Origin of the sequence: Herpetosiphon gulosus (assembly GCF_039545135.1) — a bacterium.
GTDB lineage: Bacteria > Chloroflexota > Chloroflexia > Chloroflexales > Herpetosiphonaceae > Herpetosiphon > Herpetosiphon gulosus.
On sequence record NZ_BAABRU010000045.1, the window covers coordinates 1 to 19,661 of the forward strand.

The 19,661-nt window shown below is 48.6% G+C and carries 16 protein-coding genes; 10 read left to right on the forward strand and 6 right to left on the reverse strand.

The genetic code is table 11. The annotated features are described in order from the left end of the window. The first annotated feature begins 553 nt into the window (after positions 1-553). The 3 genes from pyrF to smpB all read left to right on the forward strand — a co-directional run bounded on the left by pyrF (position 554) and on the right by smpB (position 2,151). On the forward strand, positions 554-1,357 hold the full coding sequence (pyrF, locus tag ABEB26_RS25475) for an orotidine-5'-phosphate decarboxylase (RefSeq protein ID WP_345724906.1): 804 nt from the start codon (positions 554-556) through the stop codon (positions 1,355-1,357). A gap of 86 nt (positions 1,358-1,443) precedes the next feature. Further along, positions 1,444-1,602: a DUF5679 domain-containing protein gene (locus ABEB26_RS25480; protein ID WP_041304264.1), complete on the forward strand. Its 159-nt coding sequence runs from the start codon at positions 1,444-1,446 to the stop codon at positions 1,600-1,602. Between the two features lie 72 nt (positions 1,603-1,674). After that, positions 1,675-2,151: an SsrA-binding protein SmpB gene (smpB, locus tag ABEB26_RS25485; RefSeq protein WP_345724907.1), complete on the forward strand. Its 477-nt coding sequence runs from the start codon at positions 1,675-1,677 to the stop codon at positions 2,149-2,151. A 229-nt stretch (positions 2,152-2,380) separates the two neighbouring features. Here smpB and ABEB26_RS25490 read toward each other — a convergent pair whose 3' ends face one another. Beyond that, positions 2,381-3,292 (reverse strand): helix-turn-helix transcriptional regulator, encoded by a 912-nt coding sequence (locus tag ABEB26_RS25490; protein ID WP_345724908.1) that lies wholly within the window; start codon positions 3,290-3,292, stop codon positions 2,381-2,383. A gap of 150 nt (positions 3,293-3,442) precedes the next feature. Between ABEB26_RS25490 and ABEB26_RS25495 the strand changes: the two genes are divergently transcribed. Beyond that, entirely contained in the window at positions 3,443-4,402 is a 960-nt protein-coding gene (locus tag ABEB26_RS25495) for an alpha/beta fold hydrolase (protein ID WP_345724909.1), read from the forward strand. 86 nt (positions 4,403-4,488) lie between these two features. On the opposite strand, the gene ABEB26_RS25500 is transcribed toward ABEB26_RS25495, so the two are convergent. Then, positions 4,489-5,550: a hypothetical protein gene (locus ABEB26_RS25500; RefSeq protein WP_345724910.1), complete on the reverse strand. Its 1,062-nt coding sequence runs from the start codon at positions 5,548-5,550 to the stop codon at positions 4,489-4,491. Positions 5,551-5,893: 343 nt separating this feature from the next. On the opposite strand from ABEB26_RS25500, the gene ABEB26_RS25505 reads away from it, so the two are divergent. Next, a complete protein-coding gene (locus ABEB26_RS25505; RefSeq protein ID WP_345724911.1) occupies positions 5,894-7,099 on the forward strand; it encodes a peptidase S8 in 1,206 nt (401 codons plus the stop codon). Positions 7,100-7,346: 247 nt separating this feature from the next. On the opposite strand, the gene ABEB26_RS25510 is transcribed toward ABEB26_RS25505, so the two are convergent. Then, entirely contained in the window at positions 7,347-9,032 is a 1,686-nt protein-coding gene (locus ABEB26_RS25510; RefSeq protein WP_345724912.1) for a sulfatase family protein, read from the reverse strand. A 146-nt stretch (positions 9,033-9,178) separates the two neighbouring features. On the opposite strand from ABEB26_RS25510, the gene ABEB26_RS25515 reads away from it, so the two are divergent. Continuing rightward, positions 9,179-10,408, forward strand: coding sequence for a hypothetical protein (locus tag ABEB26_RS25515; RefSeq protein WP_345724913.1), 1,230 nt, complete (start codon positions 9,179-9,181; stop codon positions 10,406-10,408). 17 nt (positions 10,409-10,425) lie between these two features. Beyond that, on the forward strand, positions 10,426-11,616 hold the full coding sequence (locus tag ABEB26_RS25520; RefSeq protein ID WP_345724914.1) for a hypothetical protein: 1,191 nt from the start codon (positions 10,426-10,428) through the stop codon (positions 11,614-11,616). An 18-nt stretch (positions 11,617-11,634) separates the two neighbouring features. Here the strand turns inward: ABEB26_RS25520 and ABEB26_RS25525 are convergent, their stop codons facing one another. Then, complete coding sequence (locus ABEB26_RS25525) at positions 11,635-12,321, reverse strand: hypothetical protein (protein WP_345724915.1); 687 nt, start codon at positions 12,319-12,321, stop codon at positions 11,635-11,637. 12 nt (positions 12,322-12,333) lie between these two features. Then, positions 12,334-16,065, reverse strand: coding sequence for an ATP-binding protein (locus ABEB26_RS25530; protein WP_345724916.1), 3,732 nt, complete (start codon positions 16,063-16,065; stop codon positions 12,334-12,336). Positions 16,066-16,364: 299 nt separating this feature from the next. Here ABEB26_RS25530 and ABEB26_RS25535 point away from each other — a divergent pair, with 299 nt between their 5' ends. The 3 genes from ABEB26_RS25535 (at position 16,365) to ABEB26_RS25545 (ending at position 19,014) form a co-directional block, all read left to right on the forward strand. Then, positions 16,365-17,153 carry a class I SAM-dependent methyltransferase gene (locus tag ABEB26_RS25535; RefSeq protein WP_345724917.1) on the forward strand — a complete coding sequence of 263 codons (789 nt, stop codon included), beginning with the start codon at positions 16,365-16,367 and terminating at the stop codon, positions 17,151-17,153. 195 nt (positions 17,154-17,348) lie between these two features. Then, on the forward strand, positions 17,349-18,257 hold the full coding sequence (msrP, locus tag ABEB26_RS25540; RefSeq protein ID WP_345724918.1) for a protein-methionine-sulfoxide reductase catalytic subunit MsrP: 909 nt from the start codon (positions 17,349-17,351) through the stop codon (positions 18,255-18,257). Between the two features lie 112 nt (positions 18,258-18,369). Continuing rightward, positions 18,370-19,014, forward strand: a complete 645-nt coding sequence (locus ABEB26_RS25545; RefSeq protein ID WP_345724919.1) for a protein-methionine-sulfoxide reductase heme-binding subunit MsrQ — start codon at positions 18,370-18,372, stop codon at positions 19,012-19,014. 87 nt (positions 19,015-19,101) lie between these two features. On the opposite strand, the gene ABEB26_RS25550 is transcribed toward ABEB26_RS25545, so the two are convergent. Then, positions 19,102-19,661 (reverse strand): glycoside hydrolase family 6 protein (locus ABEB26_RS25550; RefSeq protein ID WP_345724920.1); only part of this gene is annotated, 560 nt, incomplete at its 5' end.

Genomic DNA, 19,661 nt, shown 5'->3' on the forward strand with positions numbered 1-19,661 from the left:
TTCGAATACATCGAAATTTTTTATAATCGCCAACGGCTACATTCGAGCTTAGCCTACCAAACGCCCGCGATGATTGAAGCGGCGTGGAGCGGATAAGATAATTATCCATTAAATCGTGACCACATCAATTTGACGGGCAGGCAATCGGGCAACTCGGATGCTACGCCAATTATTGTCAGACAAGAATTACGATTCCGATTACGACAACCTCAGGCCTGCATATTATCGCCACCGAGGGAGGATCACAGCTAAGCATCGATGTACAACAGGAACGCTTGATCCAGAAAGTTATGTTTTTACCAATAGTAGCTCATGGCTCGCCAGAATAAGCGGCTAACGTTGCAATCTATCCAGTTTTGCTAGTTCAGGGTTGAATCGAGCTGCTAGCGATAATCAATGATTTCGATATACTCAAAAGCTGCATCAAAAAAAGGACTGCAACGCTTGGATCGAATTGGCAATCCGTGAGCCTCAATTCAATCTAAGCGTTGCGAAGTTTTGCTAAAATCCGAGTATCATAAGGCACGGGCAGCAATTTAGTGGGAGCAAACCCATGTTTATGCAAAAATTCCGTGCGGCAGCGATCAGTAATCGTTCAACCTTGTGTATTGGGCTTGACCCCGATTTGGCGCGTTTGCCGGAACATTTACCCCGTGATGCCGCTGGAATTGTCCAGTTCAACCAAGCAATTATTGATGCAACCAGCGATTTAGTTTGTGCTTATAAACCAAATATTGCCTTTTACGAAGCCTTGGGCAGTGCTGGCTGGCAAGCGTTAAAACAAACCATCGCCAGCATTCCTAGCCATATTCCAGTCTTGCTTGATGCCAAACGTGGTGATATTGGCTCAACCGCCCAAGCTTATGCCAGTGCAGCATTCGATGAGCTAGGCGTTGATGCGATTACGCTTAGCCCGTATATGGGCTACGATTCGCTGCAACCATTTTTGGAGCGAGCCGATAAAGCCTGTTTCATTTTATGTCGCACATCTAACCCTGGTGGCGATGATGTGCAAAATCTAATGTTAGCTAACGGCGAACCACTCTTTTTAAAAATTGCCGAATTAGTGGCTGAACGTTGGAATAGTAACCACAATTGTGGGCTAGTGGTTGGAGCAACCTATCCCGCTGAAATTGCTACAATTCATCAGCGTTACCCACAGTTGCCATTGTTGGTGCCTGGGGTTGGCAGCCAAGGCGGCGCTATTGAGGAAGTGCAGGCAGCGGCAGGCGATCAGGCCATTATCAATGTTTCGCGCTCGGTGTTGTATGCTAATGGTGGTAGTAGCTTCGCTGAAGCTGCCCGCAAGGTAGCCCAAGCCTTTTTAGTGCCTAAACAAGCCTTAAATCACCCGTAGTAGGGATGCCTTTTGGCTAGTGTACTGGCATTGTTCGTGATATAGTAACGCTCAATTCGTTCCTTAGTTGCTAGGAGGTACAACCGATGACGGTTGAAGCGTACTGTGTCAAATGCAAGCAAAAACGCACCGTGGACAATGCTGAAGTAATTCAGATGGAGAATGGGCGACGGGCAGCCAAGGGCAAATGCCCCGAGTGCGGCACCAACTTGACGCGCTTTTTGCCCAGCGAAAAAAAGAAATAACCCACACCCACAGATCGCTCTAGGGTAGGGCAGGCTGTCCTACCCAATTTGGTATTTTTGGAGGAACGAAGCGTGGCTAAAGAGAGTAAAGATTCAATCGAGGTCATGGGCGATAATCGCAAAGCTCGCCATGATTATTTTATTCAAGAGACCTATGAGGCGGGCATCGTCTTACGCGGCACCGAAATTAAGTCAATTCGGCGCGGCCAAGTGCAGTTACGTGGCTCGTATGCACGGGTGCAAAATGGCGAAATTTGGCTCTACGATGCCCATATTGCACCCTATGCCGAAACTGGGGAATTGTTTAACCATGAGCCAATGCGCCCGCGCAAGCTGTTATTGCACCGCCGCGAAATTTTGAAGCTGCACCAAAAATTGGCGACCAAAGGTTTAACTTTAGTGCCTTTAAGAATTTATCTGCGTGGCCGCTTAGCCAAAGTTGAGCTAGGTTTGGCGCAAGGTAAAAAGCTCTACGATAAACGTGATTCGATCGCCGATCGTGATGCTAAACGCCAAATTGAACGCGCCATGAAGAATCGCTATGAATAGTAATGATTGAAGAACGGTTGTTGCGGCATAGCTGATTCAACACTACAAAAACATTCGTAATATTTATGTCAAATAACGATTGTGCTCTGTATATTCCACGCACCCATAATCTGATCCACGAAGCGATACAGAGCACAATCGCAATCACCTCATGATGTTTTCGGGCTTGCTCCATAGCCAAATGTTGCAGATATCTGGTCAATGAGTTGTTGACACTAACAACGAATTATTAGGAATACTGCTCGAGCATTTGAGCTAGATACTGTCGAAATTCTTCAACATAGGTTTGGGGTTCAATAACTTTGAGTTGCGTGCCAAAACTTGCTAAAAATTGAAATCCCTGCCGATTGTGAGGAATTTCCATGGTTGCTAATAACAATTCCGACCCATGGGCTTCAAGCTTACTTCGCCCATAACGTTCGATGATTTGATCTCTAATGCTCGGCGCTATCCATGCCTTAATTGTGACAAATTGTGGGAGATAACACGCTTCGTAGCCTTGCTCTGACCAATCGTCGCGAGGCTGAAACCCCCGTGCTCCCAGCACAATCCGATCGATCCGCGATAATTTAAAACTTCGATATGCCTGGCGATCTAAACAGAAGCCCCGCAAATACCAACTCGATTCGCTAAAATGAAGTGCATAGGCCTCGACCATGCGCTGGGTTACTGCCCCGTCTTTATCGGTATAAGCAAACGAGATCAGTCTTTGCTTTAAAATCGATTCTTGACATGTTTTTAAGGTTTCAAGCAGTTCAGACCGACCTTCCCAAGCATAGAACGACAGGTGGATCGAACGATTCAGCGCCAATTGCCCAACCATTGCCTCGATTTTTTTAATTGTTCTTGCAACTTCTTCAGTCAGGAAGATTTGTTCCAAGCCGCCAAGCGCAGTTAATATATTTTGTAAATCAGCGCTGGTTAAAAGCCGTTTATCAACCTTATATTCTTCCATAATGCCATAGCCGCCTTTGACCCCCTGAACCGCATAGATCGGGATATTGGCTAAACTCAAGGTTTCCATATCGCGCAGGATGGTTCTTTTGGAAACATTGAAGAGCCGTGAAAATTCCTTTGCCGAAACAAGCTCTTTTTTGAGCAAGATCATGATAATTGCAATCAGGCGCTCCACTTTATCCATTATTACTCGCTTTTTTGCTCGATGATTTTGGAATGATGACATTATTATGTCACCTTTTACTCATTATACTCCCGATGTTAGGCATAGAAGGGTTTGATAGTTACCACATACCTGCCGAGCGAATTAAGGACATCATAAGGAGTAAATGCAATGGTTAATCCAAACGATTTTCCTAAACCGACCCTCATTTCCGTTAATGGCGTGGAACTTGAAGTTTTTGAAGCAGGCCAACGCCAAGGCAGAAAACCGATTGTTCTATGTCATGGTTGGCCTGAGCATGCCTTTTCCTGGCGCTATCAAATGGCCGCACTTGCCACAGCAGGCTATCATGTCATCGTGCCAAACCAACGTGGTTATGGCAACTCATCACGTCCAACCGCTGTAACCGCCTACGATATTGAGCATTTGTCGGGCGATCTGATCGCCCTGCTCGATCACTATGGATATGCCGATGCCACCTTTATTGGCCACGATTGGGGGGCAATGGTGGTTTGGGGCTTGACGTTGTTGCATCCCGCCCGGGTCAATAAGCTGATTAACTTGAGCGTGCCTTACATTGAACGGGGAGAAAAACCATGGATCGAGGTCATGGAAGCGATGATGGGCAGCGATTCCTATTTTGTCCACTTCAATCGCCAACCAGGGGTCGCAGATGCTATCTTCGAAGCCAATCGATTGCAGTTCCTGCGTAACATGTATCGGAAGAATGTCCCACCTAGCGAGCCACAGCCAGGTATGCCACTGATCAATCTTGCCAGAGCCGAAACACCACTCGGCGAACCCATTATGAGCGATAACGATCTAGCCGTTTTTGTCTCGGCATTCGAATCGTCTGGCTTTACGGGTGGTCTCAATTGGTATCGAAATCTTGACCGCAACTGGCACTTGTTGGCAGCGGTCAACCCAATTATCCACCAGCCGACCCTCATGATGTATGGCGACCGTGATCCAGTTCAAAAGTCTGCAACCCTAACAGCATTTGTGCCCAACGTAGAAGTGGTTAATCTGGATTGTGGTCATTGGATTCAACAAGAAAAGCCAGCAGAAACAAACCAAGCAATGTTAAGCTGGCTGGAAAAGCAGGATCGCAGGCTAGAGCTGGAACGTTAGCGAACGCCACCCAATTAATCTAGGATAAAACAAAAACCCCTTGCTCTAACTCAGCAAGGGGTCAAGGACTGGGAGATCGAGTCAGATTATTGCGTTTGAATCAATACTCCCGTCAAGCCATTCATCGCCGCCCCAATCGTAAGATTAAAGGTATGGCTATCGTTCACTGCTTGTAGCATTGTCCCTTCAGCATTTTCATAGATGCTGCTCACCGTATAGCCTTGGTTAGCAAGCTCTGTTTTATAGAAAGCGACGACATCGGCGATTGGCATACTTGTGCTATAGCTCATCAAGCTCTCGTCCATCAGCAAATTTTGGGCATCATCTAGTTTTGGCAAGCCGCCCATCACTGTATCATTCACTTGAGTACAGCTTGCTGGCACAGCAAATGGGGCAATTTGATCGATCTGATCAAGCTCAATTGTGGTTTCAGTGATTATGCTGTTGCCTTCAGACGAGATATCCATACTCGAAGTGGATTTGATCAAGATGCCTTCAGGCGTAAGCCAAAAATCGCCTTTGATGATCATGCCAGCCATATCGCTCTCAACTTGATAATGAGCCGCCGTCATGCCGTTGATGCTCTCGGCCTCGGCAACCAACTTCGGCTCAAACGAAGCTGCCAAGGCGTTCAACATCCCACCATTGAAAGAACGTGCCATATCAAAGGTCTGCTCCATCATTTGATCGTTGAGCATCGTGGCATTACAAATTTGCTCAGTGCCAGTATCCTGCACTTGATAAACCGAACCATCGATCAGCCAAGTGCTATTGGTTGGATCAGGTGTATTGGTTTTCACTTCAAGATGCACCGCCAAGGGTTGATTGATCCGTTCTTCTAAAGTTTCGCTGATCGATTCATTCGACGATTCGGTGTTTTTGGTGTTAATTTTGGTTGTTGTCCGCAAACGATAGCTTTGCAAAGTTTTGAGTTTTTCAGCCGTTTTTTGCGGATCAGTCAGTTGATCGATCAAGTCGCTGGCTTGGTTGTCAGTGGCTGGGGCTGAATTGGCTGCTTCAGGCTCGGCAGTTTGCTCACGTTGCGCCACAGGCGTTGGATTCGCTTGCTGCGGCTCGCTCCCACCACAGGCACTGAGCACAAAACCCAACAATAATCCACAAACTAAACGATTATAACGGCTTGGCATTGATTTCGCTCCTTGATTGCAATGTGTTTCAGCTACAGCGCTACTATAGCTATAAACCACCCCCAAGCTATGACAAAACTTGTCAGTTGTTGCCAGCATTATGCGGAGCAAATTATCAATTATTGGGCTAAAATTTGGCTAATTATTAAATTTTTTTACAAATTAAGCAAAATCGGCTAGTATAGGGCTATCGATTGATCATTTAATTTAGAAGGAGGCAAACTGCAATTCTCATGGCCTCACCGCGTTGTGGTCAACATTGTTGCTCAGGTGTAGGTACGACCGCCATGTTGGAAGCGTACTGGATAACTGTTTGTTGCAACCATTTGTTGAGGAGGCTCGCTTGAAGCGTCTATGGCTAAGTACGTTGGTTGTTGGCTGTTTGCTTAGTTTGGCTAGCCCTACGAACACTGCTGGGCAGACTCGTTTGAAAGAAAAAACACCCGAACATTTGGCCGAGGCCGAAGCGCCTGCGGTTGCAGGTCAATATTTGATCAAATTCAAGCCTGGATTGAGTAAATCTGCACGCAGCAATACCCTCAAAAACCTCGGAGCCGATCAACTTCAACACCTCGATAGTCTTGATCTTGAGTTAATTGAATTTGCTGCGCTCAAACAAAACGCTACTCCAGAGCAAACTGAACGAGTGCTGGCCGAGCTAAAAAACAATCCAGCAATTGAATATGTTGAGCCAAACTACATTTATGCTCCGCTATATACGCCGAATGACCCAGGTTTGGGCCAGCAATGGGCTTGGGGAGTGATCAAAGCCTATGATGGCTGGAACATTACCCAAGGCAGCCCCACCGTGATTATTGCGATTGTAGACACTGGCATCCAAACCAATCACCCTGATCTCGATGCCAAAATTGTGGCTGGCTACGATTTTGTTGATAACGACACCAACGCCACGGATGGCAACGGTCATGGCACACACTTGGCTGGCACAGCCGCTGCCGAAACCAACAATAGCACTGGTGGCGCGGGTTTATGCCCCAAGTGCCGCTTGATGCCAATTCGGGTGTTCAACAATAATGGTAGTGGCACATTGGCCGCCGTGGCGCAGGGCATTACCTTTGCCGCCAACAACGGAGCCAAAGTCATCAACTTAGGCTTGGGTGGCAGCGCCTCAACCACCTTGCAAAACGCAGTTAATTATGCTTGGAACAAAGGTGCCTTCCTGACCTGCGCAGTTGGCGGCAGCAACTCGGGCACACCAACCTATCCAGCGGCCTACCCCAACTGTTTCCCCGTAGCGGCCAGCGGCAAAACCGATATTAAAACGCCTTCATCGGGCTATGGCACATGGGTCAAAGTGGCGGCTCCAGGCGCAAGCATTTATTCAACATGGCTGAATGGTGGTTATAGCACCATCAGCGGAACCTCAACCGCAACCGCCCATGTTTCGGGCTTGGCTGGCTTATTGGCCTCGCAAAACCGCACCAACGTCCAAATTCGCGATCGCATTTGCGCCACCGCCGATCCAATCGCAGGTACTGGTACATACTGGTCGTGTGGCCGGATTAACGTTTATGCTGCGGTGCAATAAACCAGCTTTAATTGGATAATCATGCCCTCACCTCTAGCTCACAAGGGTATAAGGATAATTGCTGTTCACTCACCCCAACCCCTCTCCCAATGCGGCCGGCGAGGGGCATTCCACCCTTCATGACACGGAGGTTCCCCCTCTCCTGCTGTGCGGGAAAGGGGGATATGTTACCCAATTGGCGTACATTAACCAGCAAATCGAAAGCCCCTCTTTGATTGTGATGGGAAGAAGGCTAGAGTGACGGATTTCAACTTGGGTCGTCGGGGTGCTTGGGCAGATCGGTTGAGGCAAAAGGCGAAGGCCCAGAATGTTTGGGCCAAATAATCATATCGGGCGTTGTGCCATGTTTAGCCATCACGTGGGTTAGTTTTTCATGCAAACGATCGCGTTGCGCTTGTACCTCAGCTTGGCGGGTTGGTGGCAATTTAGCAAACACACTGGGATAGGCTAAATTATGCCGTTCTTCGCGATCAGCTGCTAAATCGTAAAGCTCGTACTCTGGTTGCGCCCCCGAAAATGGATCATAATACACCGCATATTTCCAAACTTGCTCGACCACACAACGAATATGATTCGCTCCAGGCACATACATATACAAATCGTCATAGGTAAAATGCAGATGATCTTGCACTTCGCGCTGCTGATTATGCAAAATCGGTGTTAGATCGTTGCCTTGAAACCGCCAGCGTTCGCGATCGGGCACATTGGCAATCGTGGCGATCGTCGGCATTAAATCGATCAAACTGGCTAAGGCATTGGTTTGCACGGGCTGCGGAAAAAGCTTGGGATTGCTGATCACAAAGGGAATATTCAAGGTTTCTTGATAGACGTTGTACATTTTTTGGCGTTGCCGCCCGTGGGCCATCGCCATATCACCATGATCACTCACGCGGACAATCACGGTATCATCGTACAAACCTTTGTGTTTGAGCGCATCCAGCACGCGCAAAATTTGATGATCGACATGGCGACAGAGATAGGCATAAAAGCGGCAATAACCAAGTTGCGCTTCGTGATCATTGGGGCCAATCACGCCATTACCTGCGTTGCTCAAACGGCGGAAGGCGGTTTGGGCTTTGGGCTTGGTACTCAACGATTCATTCACAGTTGATGGCAAACCAATCGGCAAATCAGCAAAGGCGGCGCGATTGTAGCCTGCTGCCTCAAATAATGGCACTTGTTGTCCATCAATCGTCACTGCTGCCGTGCCAGTACCAGGAAAGGCCAAGACATCGTGGGGATTGACCAGCGACACAATCAAGCAAAATGGTTGTTCCGAATCATAGCGCTCAATCCAGTTCAAAACACTTTCAGATTCTAGAAAAGCGCTAGGTAGCTCGCCATATTTAGCAGCCTTGCCATGACCGCTGACAAAACGCCCATCGTTGTTGGTATCGCCACCACCCATATTGGCAATCGCTAAGTTATCGCCAGCGTCGGGCATGCCCCAAGCGTCGAAGCCCCAATGCTTGGCCAGATGTTCACGATCAACCTCTGTCCAATATTTCTGATTCAGCGAGGTGCTAAATTGGGCTGGTTTGGTCAGATGCCATTTGCCTTTGTAGGCAACCTGATAGCCTGCTGTGCGCAACATTTTAGCCAGATTTTGCAAGTTGCTGCGCAAACCTTGCTGCCGCCGCTCCTTAACTCCGGTTGCGGTTTTCTCGCGTACATCGTTCATATTATCGAATTCGAGCACCTCGGTTACCCCATGATGAGCGGGGTAAAGCCCGGTGAACAAGGTTGCGCGGCTTGGCGAGCAGGTGCAGGCATTCGTATGACCATTGGTAAATGTTACGCCTGTTTGCTTTAATTGCCGCATTGCTGGCAGCTGGGCATCGGCCCAACCATCAGGCCAATGTGGATTACCACTTTGCTGGTCGGAGATAATCAGCACCAAATTCGGCTGCCGCCGCAGATCGCCAAACGCCATCCTAGCCTCCTTATGCATTACCAACATGATTAATCCTGTATGTGCTTAACGAATGAGACCCACTAGTTTTGAAATCGATTCAATGGTATAACCAAGCCAGATTAATCTAGCAGGGTAGCTAGGTTCGTAGCTGCAAGGAGCCGACGATGAGCACATTGAGTAGTACCTGCCCAGAATGTGGGGCAACATTCACGCCCAACCTGATCGAAACGCAGCCAGTTGGTTCGGCTAATCCTGATCATACGTTTGTTGAAGGCGCAGAGAAATTCGCTTGCCCTGAATGTGGCGAATGGCTTGAGGCTCAGGTTCGGCGTGAAATTGCCACTGGTTTGGCTAGCCAGATTGCACCCATAGCCGCGATTGCTACAATTGAAGCGTGGGATTGTCGCGGCTGTCGCTTTTCGCCAAGTGGTCAGCAACTAGCGGCTCAATTTGGTCGGCAAATTCAGATCTTCCAGCGCCAAGGTCAGCAATGGCGTTTAACCCTCACCTCACCGAAACGCGAGATCTATACCTTGATCGGTTGGTTGGGCGAGGAAATGCTCGTAGCCGATGATGCGATTTGGGATTTAACCAACGATCTTATATTTTGGCAAGATACCCAACCCATGATCTTCGTCAAAGATACAGCTTTTGATCCTCGGCAACTGCTGGTACTACGGGGCGTGGCAGTCGAACACCGACCACACTATAAACAAATCCTCGAAGCCTACCAACTCAGCACCAATGAAGAAATTCGACTTGAAATTGGCGATCTGCGCAATCTTAATGATCATGTTGTTTGCTGGAATGTTGAACGTGGGGTCAGCTTCTGTGCCCGCCCACAAGTTTCACGGGCTGCCGCCAAGCACGATTCAAACGTAATCGAGCTGTGGCACTACGATTCAGTTACTACGAGTTTCCAACGGAGTGTCGCCACAACTCTTGAGCGTGGCCTGATTCAACAGGCCTGGTGGCAAGCTGATGGTAGTTTATTGGCGGTTGCTTGGTATCGCGACGTTGGATTAGTTCCCTATCAAAGCCATGCGTATGGACTCGTACAATTGGATGGCACGACGCTTGAGGTATTGCGCGAACAACGCTGGGTTGGGCCCCAATCGGTTAACTCACAGCTTTATTTCAGGCAGGCAGCAGCCTTACCCACTGGCAAGATCCTCTGGCACTCCAATCGCATCAGCCTACTTGATGCAGATACGTGGGACGTGCATGAAACCTTGAACTACCAGCCAACACCGCGCGAAACTGTGGCGTTTAGCCCTGATGGCAGCAGCTATGCCATCGGTAGACCCAACGATTTAATCATTGTTGATCGCGCCAGCCACCGTGCTTGGTCGTTGCGACGTGAGCGTGAAGTGCACTTGAATAGCCGTGGCTAAGCCGTCGAGGAAAAATCATGACCAGCTTTAAGCTTAGCTGCCCTGAATGTGGAGCATATTTCGAGGCTGCCCTCCCGACAGTTCGGTTTGGTGGTTCGGCCAATCCCAATCATAGCTATGTTCAGGCTGATGAATATTTTAGCTGCGCAACATGTCACGAACAGCTTGAAATCTCAGTTCGCCGCGATATTCAAACAGGCTTAATTAGCTCGATTGCAGGCACGGCCAAAGCAGCAGTGTTGCGCACTTGGCAGTGTCAACGCTGCCATTTTTCGCCCAATGGTCAACAACTCGCGATCGATTGTAATGGGCAATTACGAGTCTTTGAGCGACTTGAAGATTTGTGGATACCCAGTCATAGCTCGCCCACCAAGCGCTACAATTTAATCGGCTGGTTGGGCGAACAGCTACTCCTTACCGATGGCGCAATTTGGGATCTAGCCAATAATCACATGCTTTGGCAGCATTATCGACCAATGCTCTTCGTCAAAGAAACGGCGTTTGATCCACAACAGCAGCTCGTCATTCGTGGGCTAGCAACAGGAAATAGCCCCTATAGCCAAATGCTCGAAGCCCATCACCTTGACACAGACGAGCAAATTATGGCTGAAATTGGCATCCTACGCAATTATAATGATCATGTCGTTTGTTGGAATATCAAACAAAACATCGGTTTATGTGCACGCAGCAATCAGCTTGAGCTTTGGCATTATGATCAGGCAAATCGTAATTTTATTAAAATTATGTCAAATAGACTAGAGCGAGGCGCAGTTCGCCAAGCATGGTGGCTTGCCAATGGAACGATCCTCGCGGTTATTTGGTATCAGAATATTAAAGCCATCGCAAGCCAATCCGATGCTTATGGGTTAATTCAATTCGATGGAACAACGCTTGAAGTGCTGCGCGAACAAGTTTGGGTTGGGCCGACAGTCATTGGCACAGAGATCCGCTTCAAATCGGCTAGCTTGGCGGCCAATAACGACCTGCTGTGGCATGCCAATCGGCTTAGTTTAATCGATGGCACGACCTGGGAAGTTCGCGAGATCTTACCTTACAAACCCGAATTTCGCGAAACAGTCGCAATCAATCCTGATGCTAGCAGCTATGCTATCGGGCGTTCCAACGATGCGGTTGTGGTTGATCGGGCAACCAATCGCGCCTGGTCGTTGCGGCGTGAGCGTGAAATTCGGTTGCTCAATCGAGATTAATATAAAAATTATGTCAAATCAATAACCTGATTTAAGCCATGGAAAGCCTTCAGGGTCGGCGTTGGCGCATTCGATCAACTGTGCTAGATTATGGCTACGCACCTGATTCAAAAAAGGAAAATCTTGGGGGCCAACCGTGAGGCGAGCGATTGGGGCAACCTCATGCAGACTGGCCCACTCCATAATTTGTAGGGTCATGCCACGTTTGGAGCTGCTTGGTTTGGCTATGAAGCCTTGGCGAGGCAGAATGTAAATCGTGCCAGTACGCCATGGCTGACGCTTGTAAGATTGATCATCAATCGAGAAAAAGTAATGTGGGTCATCAAAACTGCCATCAGGCTTAACCTGACGAAAACAGGCATTCAACAACGACACTTCTTGCGGTTCACGCTCCAGAATCGCATAAAAAATCGGCCAAATCCCATCAGAGGCGGCGTAAACCGCCCGCTGATTGCCAAATGCAACAATATCATTAGCCTGACGTGGTACAAGCTTGCTCAAACTTGGATTGCCCGACCCATGAAAGAGCACTGGTTTATGTTCAGCCAAGTAGGCCAAAAATGGCCAGCGCGGCGTGTCAAGCAGATCAGTCAAATCAAGCGGTGTATTCGATGCTTCAATTTCAGCCCACAATGCCTCAAATTGAGCGATTGAGGTTAGCTCACTTGGCAAGCTTGGGCGACGCAAATAATAATCGGGCTGCATACAGATCCTTCTTTAATTCAATCGGGCTAACTGCTGTTCAACCCATGGCATGCTATCGAGCACGGCAGAGCCAAGCCATGGATAGTGGGGAATCAACGGCACAATGATTGTACTTAATTCCCATAATGTAGCATCGTTAGTACAGCTACGCCAAACATCCTGAACAATTTGCCCAATTTCAGCCACTTGTTGACGCTCAAGATGGTAGGCAATGATTTTTTGAAACTCGCGTTCCTGCATGTAATATTCACTTAGGTTTGGAATTAATTGACAGGCCATAGTCACTTGATTGGTTTGAATCAATTTGTCAATCAAAGACCATACAACTTCATCTTTCCATGGCGATGGTACTTGAAGTGCCAGCAATTCTTGGGCATAGGTATAGTCTCCCTGTTTGGCACAGACCAAGGCAATCGACTCAACTGCTAAATCGTCAGACTCAAGCTCCATTAGCTCAGCAATAATTGCCCGTAAACGCGGCCCATCTTTGACTATCGCATAGGCTTTGGCAAGTGATTTAAGCGCATCAATCCGATCAGCTATCGGTTCAATTGTCAGCGCCATCTGATACGCTTGAGCGAGAAACTCTGCATGCCCTTCACTCGCATAATCTGAATAGATGTTTATCAATAGGTTTTTAGCACTAGCCAAATGCGTTGTGTTGGCGATCGACTGCAACCTTGGCAATACCGCTGCTAAAAATGCTGAATTCATCCAATCAGTAGCATGTGTACGATAGCTATTAATCAGCGTGCGATAGCCCGACACAATCGATTTTTGATCAGTTTGGGGGCTATTTTTCAATTGGGTATGGGCATAATTGAAGCAATCGTCAAATGCCGAATGATTCCCTTGTTTAGCATAAGCCGCTGCGATTGGGCAAAGGAATTCATTCAATGCAGTATTGATATCTAAATGAGTAGAACTTAGCCGTAAGCTATCTAACAAATTGGGAAAACTCGCAACCAAACCATACTTCATCTGAGCAAGCACTAAATCCTTGAGATACCGCAGCCGAGTATAACCATGATCAACCGTGGCACATGCCTGAAGCGCCTCGCTATATAATCGCGGCGTTAGGTCAGCTAGTCCATGTTTGCTAGCCTCAGTCGCGAGTGTACAGGCAACGTGGACAAAATAATTAAGATGATTAACATGATCATTAATCGCTTTAGATATATCCATGACATCCCAATAGACCTGCCAAGTAAGTTCGATTAATCCCTGCGCCCCAGCCTTAATCAACAGGTTACTAGCGGCAGATACATATGCCCGTTCATGCGTTTTAAATAATTTCAGCAGCGGATGGGCATTCGTAAGATCATTATCATTTAAATAACACTCAATAATGTTACCAAGCACGTAATCATGGGCTTTGGGATTATCGAGGAATGATATGATCGCTAAGGCATCAGCCAAGGCATGTTGGGATTGATAACTCCGAATAAGTAGTCTAGTAGCTACAGGCGGATATTGGTGCTGCACACCAATTAGTTTATGAAAAGCTTCATCCATCAGCGTTTGGGCCAGCTCGATTAAACCAGCGTGCCATGCAGGGATGGCTAGTTGTCCCAACAGATAGATGTGATCATCAATATCCTCAAGCTGATTGACTAGTTTATGGGCTGCTTGTAGCAAATTTGCTGTATGGGTATGAATTTGTTTTTCACAGGCAATCATCGCCACTTGCTGGGCCGCTTGGATAAAACTGCGCGGCTGTTTAATCAATTGAAGTGCCTGATAGGCAACCGCAAAATCGCCATTTGCCGCATAGGCTTTAGCAAGCTCCTGAATTGCCGAGTTAAACGTAGGAGCTTCTTGCGGAACATAGACGCTCTGAATAATTTGTTCACAGAGCGAATCATAACCAGCACGCTTGGCGCTCTGAACAAGCAACATTAATTGGTACAGTTGCTCGTGCGGAGGCCTGATGGTATAAATTATCGTTAATACTTGATCAAAAATTAAATACGCTTGCGCATCCAAACCTTGGCTAGCTAACGTATTTGCCTGCTGCAATAACCCTTGAACTGTGGCATTAGGCCGATCAATAACTTGATAGATTGGATATTTAGCATTAGGAATTCCAGCCTCGGCATAGGCCAAACCAAGACACGACAAAGCAAATGCATGATCTTCAGGATCACGAATCGAACGAATCGCCTGCTCGATGCGCTGCAAAAGCTGCAATTGGATATGCTGCTCGGCATACCTAATCACTCGTGCCCAAGCAAGCACTTGACGTTCTGGATAAGCGCAAACATTAATCTGCGCCAAGGCCTCTGGTAAACGCCCAACAACTGCCAACATGACATAGATCTCATCACGCCAGCGATCAGCATGGGCAGAAAGGCTGGTGCGCAGCAGGCTATAGCGCCACAAGCGCGGCAACAATTCAAGCTGCTGTTCGACATTCTGGCTAGCGGCAATCACACTTTCGCGGGCACGATCCAAATCCAAGCCATACAAGCGGGTGCTTGGCTCAAAGCGCACTTTGTATTCCCCATAATCGCCGAGATCGATCACCCGCCACAATTCTTCCCATTGTTCAGCACAATCCAAATGGGTGATGTAATGCTGACGCGCATACCAGCGGCGGGCCTGTTCGATCGGTTCTGCACTATCTTGCCAAATCTGCTCAAGCTGCATGCCACACCACTGCGCCATCCGACCATGCCACGCACGACGTTCTGCCGCAGCAAATTCGTGGTCGATCAGAAAATCGTGAAACAACAAATGACGCAGGGCCACACGTTGATCAGCGGCAACACTAACCCAATCGCTCATCAGGGCCAGCGCTTCGGCAATTGCGTCAACGGGTTGTTCAAGCATCATCGCAAGCACTGCAGTCTGAAGCGGTTCTTGGGTCACCAACAACACTGCCAACAGTGGGCGAAGCAGCGGTTGCCATTGGTTCGGTGCGGCGTGTTCGATCCGCTCAAGGCTCAGTCGAAACAAATTGGTTGAATCAGCGCTGGCGTGGTTGAGTAATGCAGGCAATTCGGCTGCCGAAGTTTGGTGCAGCAAATTGGCCGCTAGTTCCACCAACAAGGCATTGCCCTTGACTGATTGGGCTAAACCATGCAACAGCGCTGGCTCCAACATCGGCTGTACTTGCTGCCAACGACCAATCGCATTGTGCTCGCTCAAGGGTGGCACAGAATAGACCAGCCCCTGCTCAAGCGCTAAACTGGCGATCGTTTCGTTGGGCCGCGAGCCAAGCACAATCACGATACCTGGCGGAAGCTGCAAGGGTAAAAAGCTGAGATCGCGGCTTCCATCAACCTCAGGCTGCAATTGATCAAGTCCATCGAGATAGATCGTTTCGCTGATGCCACGGGCCGAGAGGGTTTGTAACAACTGACCAAATTCGAGGCGCAAGGCCGGGTAGCTATCGGCAGGAAAATAGCTGCCCGACAGATCGTGTTTAAGCATAAGTTGGGCAACGATACTCCGTAGCAAGTCGAGTTGATAAGCGCGGCCTGGAGTCAGCGCAATAAAATGCTGCGGCGTTTGGGCCAGCCCAGCGCTCACGATTAATTGGGCAATCAGACTGCTTTTGCCAGCCCCAGCCTCGCCCGTGACCAACACATAACCACCTGTTACACGGGTTTGGTCAATTAATTCGCGAATCGCAGCTTGTTCGGCTTCACGGCCAACGAAACCCGCGAGCCGCAACTGCAACAAACGGGCGCTTTCACGCTGGTTGGCCGCTTCAAGCAAAATCTGATCGTTCAACGGCATTATCCTGCTCCTCAATCCAACTTAATCGGGCAGAGCATAGCATAGCCAGCGGGCCACGACAAGCATCCATATGTTTTCGATCCACGAAGGGCACGAAGGCTGAAACCACGAAGAATGCGAAGAGCACAAAGGCTCTTTATTCCAAAGTCCTGACACATGACACATGATCCCTCATTTTACTCTGCTCCGCTGCGTTAAATCTGGCCCCTATATCTTGTCCCCTCTACTCAAAGTTGAAAAAACCGAGAGCTTCTACTATAGTGCCAGCACGGATTTATTGTGTGGAAGGGTCGCAATTAATGGCAAATACTCAAATTCGCTTTGAAGATGGCGCAACCTACGAACGCTATATGGGCATCTGGAGTCAGCTGGTTGGCGCTAAATTCCTTGATTGGCTTGCCCCCAAAACTAGTTTAAATTGGCTTGATGTTGGGTGTGGCAACGGGGCTTTCACCGAAATGGTTGTTGAACGTCATCAACCAAGCATGATTACCGGGGTCGATCCATCGGCGGCCCAAATTGCTTTTGCGCGTCAACGCTTGGCAAACTATCCTGCCGAACTGCATGAAGCTGATGCCATGGCCTTGCCGCTGGCGGATAAGAGTGTGCATGCAGCGGTAATGCCATTGGTGATTTTCTTTGTGCCCGAGCCAGCTAAGGGCGTGGCCGAGATGGCGCGGGTAGTTGCCCCAGGCGGCAGCGTTTCAGCCTATGCCTGGGATATGCTCGGCGGTGGCTTTCCTTATTTTTCGTTACAACAAGCCTTGATCGATGCAGGCATTAGTGTGCCACGCCCACCCAGTGTTGAGGCTTCGCAACTGACGGTCATGCACGAACTTTGGCTGCAAGCAGGCCTGACCAAGGTTGAAACTGCGGTAATCAAAGTACGGCGTAATTTTGTAGATTTTGCCGATTACTGGAAAACTGTCACTGGTGCACCCAGTGTAGGCCCGCAAATTCGCGCGATGACGACCACCCAACAACAAACAGTTCAAGCGCAGCTGCGAGCTAGTTTACCAATTGCTGCCGATGGCCAAATTAGCATCGAAGCCCATGCCAACGCAATCAAAGGTATTGTGGCAGAATAACGAGATTAAAGGTGGCGATTGCATCTAGATCGCCACCAAATTCTGTTCTACAGATTGTTATTGATCGCAAGCTGTAAGCCCGTTGTAATACTCTATTAATATCTCAGCGCTATACTAACAACAGCAACTTGGATCTATTTGGGCTAGCCAGACGTAGGTTGGGTTAGTGGTTGTTAATTAATAAGGATGCTGAGCATGAAAAAGATTCCTTCCTCGGAGATAACCCCCGAAGCGTTGTTCCACTCACGTCGCCAGTTTATCAAAGGCGCAGCGGCTTTGTTTGGCAGTGCCGCCGTTTTAGCCGCCTGTGGTAGCGAAACCAGCGAAACCAGTGATCTACCAGCCGGTGTTGATGTTCAAACACCCTACGAATCGATCATTAATTATAACAATTTTTATGAATTTAGCACCAATAAAGAAGCAGTTGCCGAGGCTTCGAAGAATTTTACGACCAATCCATGGACGGTTGAAGTTAGCGGCTTGGTCAACAAACCCCAAACCTTTGCCATCGAAGATCTACTCAAGCAATTTACCCAAGAAGAACGGGTGTATCGGTTGCGCTGTGTCGAAGGCTGGTCGATGGTGATTCCATGGACAGGCTTTAGTCTTGCAAGTTTGTTGAAACAGGTTGAGCCAACCAGCGCTGCCAAATATGTGCGCTTTGAAACGGTGATGCGCCCCGAAGAAATGCCTGGACAAAGCAGTAGCTACTATACGTGGCCGTATGTTGAGGGCTTACGGCTCGACGAAGCCATGCACGATTTAACCTTGATGGCAACTGGTGTGTATGGTAAGCCAATTTTGCCTCAAAATGGTGCACCCTTCCGGCTAGCAGTTCCATGGAAATATGGCTTCAAAAGCATCAAATCGATCGTTAAAATTGAGCTTGTGGCCGAGCAACCAACCAGTTTATGGATGAACGCAGCGCCTGATGAATATGGGTTTTATGCCAATGTTAATCCCGATGTGGCGCACCCACGTTGGTCGCAAGCCACCGAACGCCGCATTGGTGAGGCTGGTCGTCGGCGAACGTTGGCTTTCAATGGCTATGCCGATGAAGTTGCTGCACTCTACAAAGATCTTGATTTGAAAGCGAACTATTAATCGCTCACTACCCCAAAACGGGCGAGGAGCGCATGCTTGATGTTTGAAGCGAAGCAGCTTTGAGCAGCAACTGGTAAATCATAGCAATATCATTAATTAAAAGGTAGGCTGCATGGTGAGACAAATCAAACATCATTGGCTGCGCTATTTAGTCCATGTGGGTTGTCTTGTGCCGTTTGGGTTGTTGATCTTCGATTATTTAACCGATCAACTGACGGTCAATCCAATTCAGGCGGCGACCTTACGCACTGGAAAAACGGCCTTGGTCATTTTGGTCTTATCGTTAGCTTGCACACCGATCAAAATCTTTACACCTTTTAAACAAGTGACGGTGCTACGCCGACCTTTGGGTTTATATGCATTTTTCTATGTTTGCCTCCACCTCTTGATTTTTGTGGGCTGGGATTATGGCTTTGATTGGGAGTTTATCAGCGAGGCCATCAGCGAAAAACGCTATATGATCGTCGGTTTGGTTGCATGGCTGTTGCTAATTCCTTTAGCAATCACTTCAACAAAAGGCTGGATGCGGCGGCTTGGCAAGCGCTGGCGCTTGTTGCATCGATTGGTTTATCTGATTGCTGGCTTAGCCATTTTACATTATGTCTGGTTAGTTAAGGCTGATGTGCGCGAACCCTTGGCCTATGGCGCAGCAATTAGCTTGCTCTTGCTCTTGCGCTTGCCTGTGCTACGGCGTTGGCTGACAAAACGCCAAATCCAGCCAGCCAAACAAGCTGAGCGCCCAACCGAAACCGCTTAAAGCTCAAGGCGCAACGATTGTTAAGATCGTTGCGCCTTGAATAAGTATTCGCTTACCTATCGTGGCTAGTCCAGCGTTGGAACTAACCTACGGTGCAATTGCAGGATAGGCGTTGCGAACCAACATGGCAAATTGTGATGAGAACCAGCGTCCTGCGTGCGGTGCTCCCGCCAACGCATTGGTTGGATACGCCGTGTTGTAGCGGTTTTGTGCGTTCGGGTCACACATCGCATCAAACTGCTTGGCTGGGTCGGTTGGGTCAATCACCCCTGCCGTCGCCACGCCGTCTGATTCGCCTGGAGGCTTGACCCATACATAGGCATCAATCCCACTTACTGGTGCTGCCGTTGGCCGTTCGCCAATCCCGGCCCCAGCTTGGTTACACCAGCCACCACGATGTGGCCGACGATCCAGCTTCGAATCGTTGACATAGATTTCCAATGAATTCGAGCTGCTCACCATCGTTGGACGAGCCGTACCACCCCAGCCGTTGCGGCTGGTATCAATCAACATCCCGATTCCACTCGGGAAGCCAGCAGTGATGAAGGCGTTGCGCATCGCCAACACATAGTCCGTTTCGTCGAAGTAGGGGTTCCATTCGTAGAACAACGACGAGCGGATCGGGTTGCCACCACCTAAGGTCAAGC

Bases quoted from the DNA above. Each gene is read 5' to 3' on its own strand.
- pyrF (WP_345724906.1), top strand. From the start codon at position 554: ATGTTTATGCAAAAATTCCGTGCGGCAGCGATCAGTAATCGTTCAACC.
- ABEB26_RS25480 (WP_041304264.1), top strand. From the start codon at position 1,444: ATGACGGTTGAAGCGTACTGTGTCAAATGCAAGCAAAAACGCACCGTG.
- ABEB26_RS25490 (WP_345724908.1), bottom strand. From the start codon at position 3,292: ATGGATAAAGTGGAGCGCCTGATTGCAATTATCATGATCTTGCTCAAA.
- ABEB26_RS25495 (WP_345724909.1), top strand. From the start codon at position 3,443: ATGGTTAATCCAAACGATTTTCCTAAACCGACCCTCATTTCCGTTAAT.
- ABEB26_RS25500 (WP_345724910.1), bottom strand. From the start codon at position 5,550: ATGCCAAGCCGTTATAATCGTTTAGTTTGTGGATTATTGTTGGGTTTT.
- ABEB26_RS25510 (WP_345724912.1), bottom strand. From the start codon at position 9,032: ATGGCGTTTGGCGATCTGCGGCGGCAGCCGAATTTGGTGCTGATTATC.
- ABEB26_RS25515 (WP_345724913.1), top strand. From the start codon at position 9,179: ATGAGCACATTGAGTAGTACCTGCCCAGAATGTGGGGCAACATTCACG.
- ABEB26_RS25520 (WP_345724914.1), top strand. From the start codon at position 10,426: ATGACCAGCTTTAAGCTTAGCTGCCCTGAATGTGGAGCATATTTCGAG.
- ABEB26_RS25525 (WP_345724915.1), bottom strand. From the start codon at position 12,321: ATGCAGCCCGATTATTATTTGCGTCGCCCAAGCTTGCCAAGTGAGCTA.
- ABEB26_RS25530 (WP_345724916.1), bottom strand. From the start codon at position 16,065: ATGCCGTTGAACGATCAGATTTTGCTTGAAGCGGCCAACCAGCGTGAA.
- ABEB26_RS25535 (WP_345724917.1), top strand. From the start codon at position 16,365: ATGGCAAATACTCAAATTCGCTTTGAAGATGGCGCAACCTACGAACGC.
- msrP (WP_345724918.1), top strand. From the start codon at position 17,349: ATGAAAAAGATTCCTTCCTCGGAGATAACCCCCGAAGCGTTGTTCCAC.
- ABEB26_RS25545 (WP_345724919.1), top strand. From the start codon at position 18,370: ATGGTGAGACAAATCAAACATCATTGGCTGCGCTATTTAGTCCATGTG.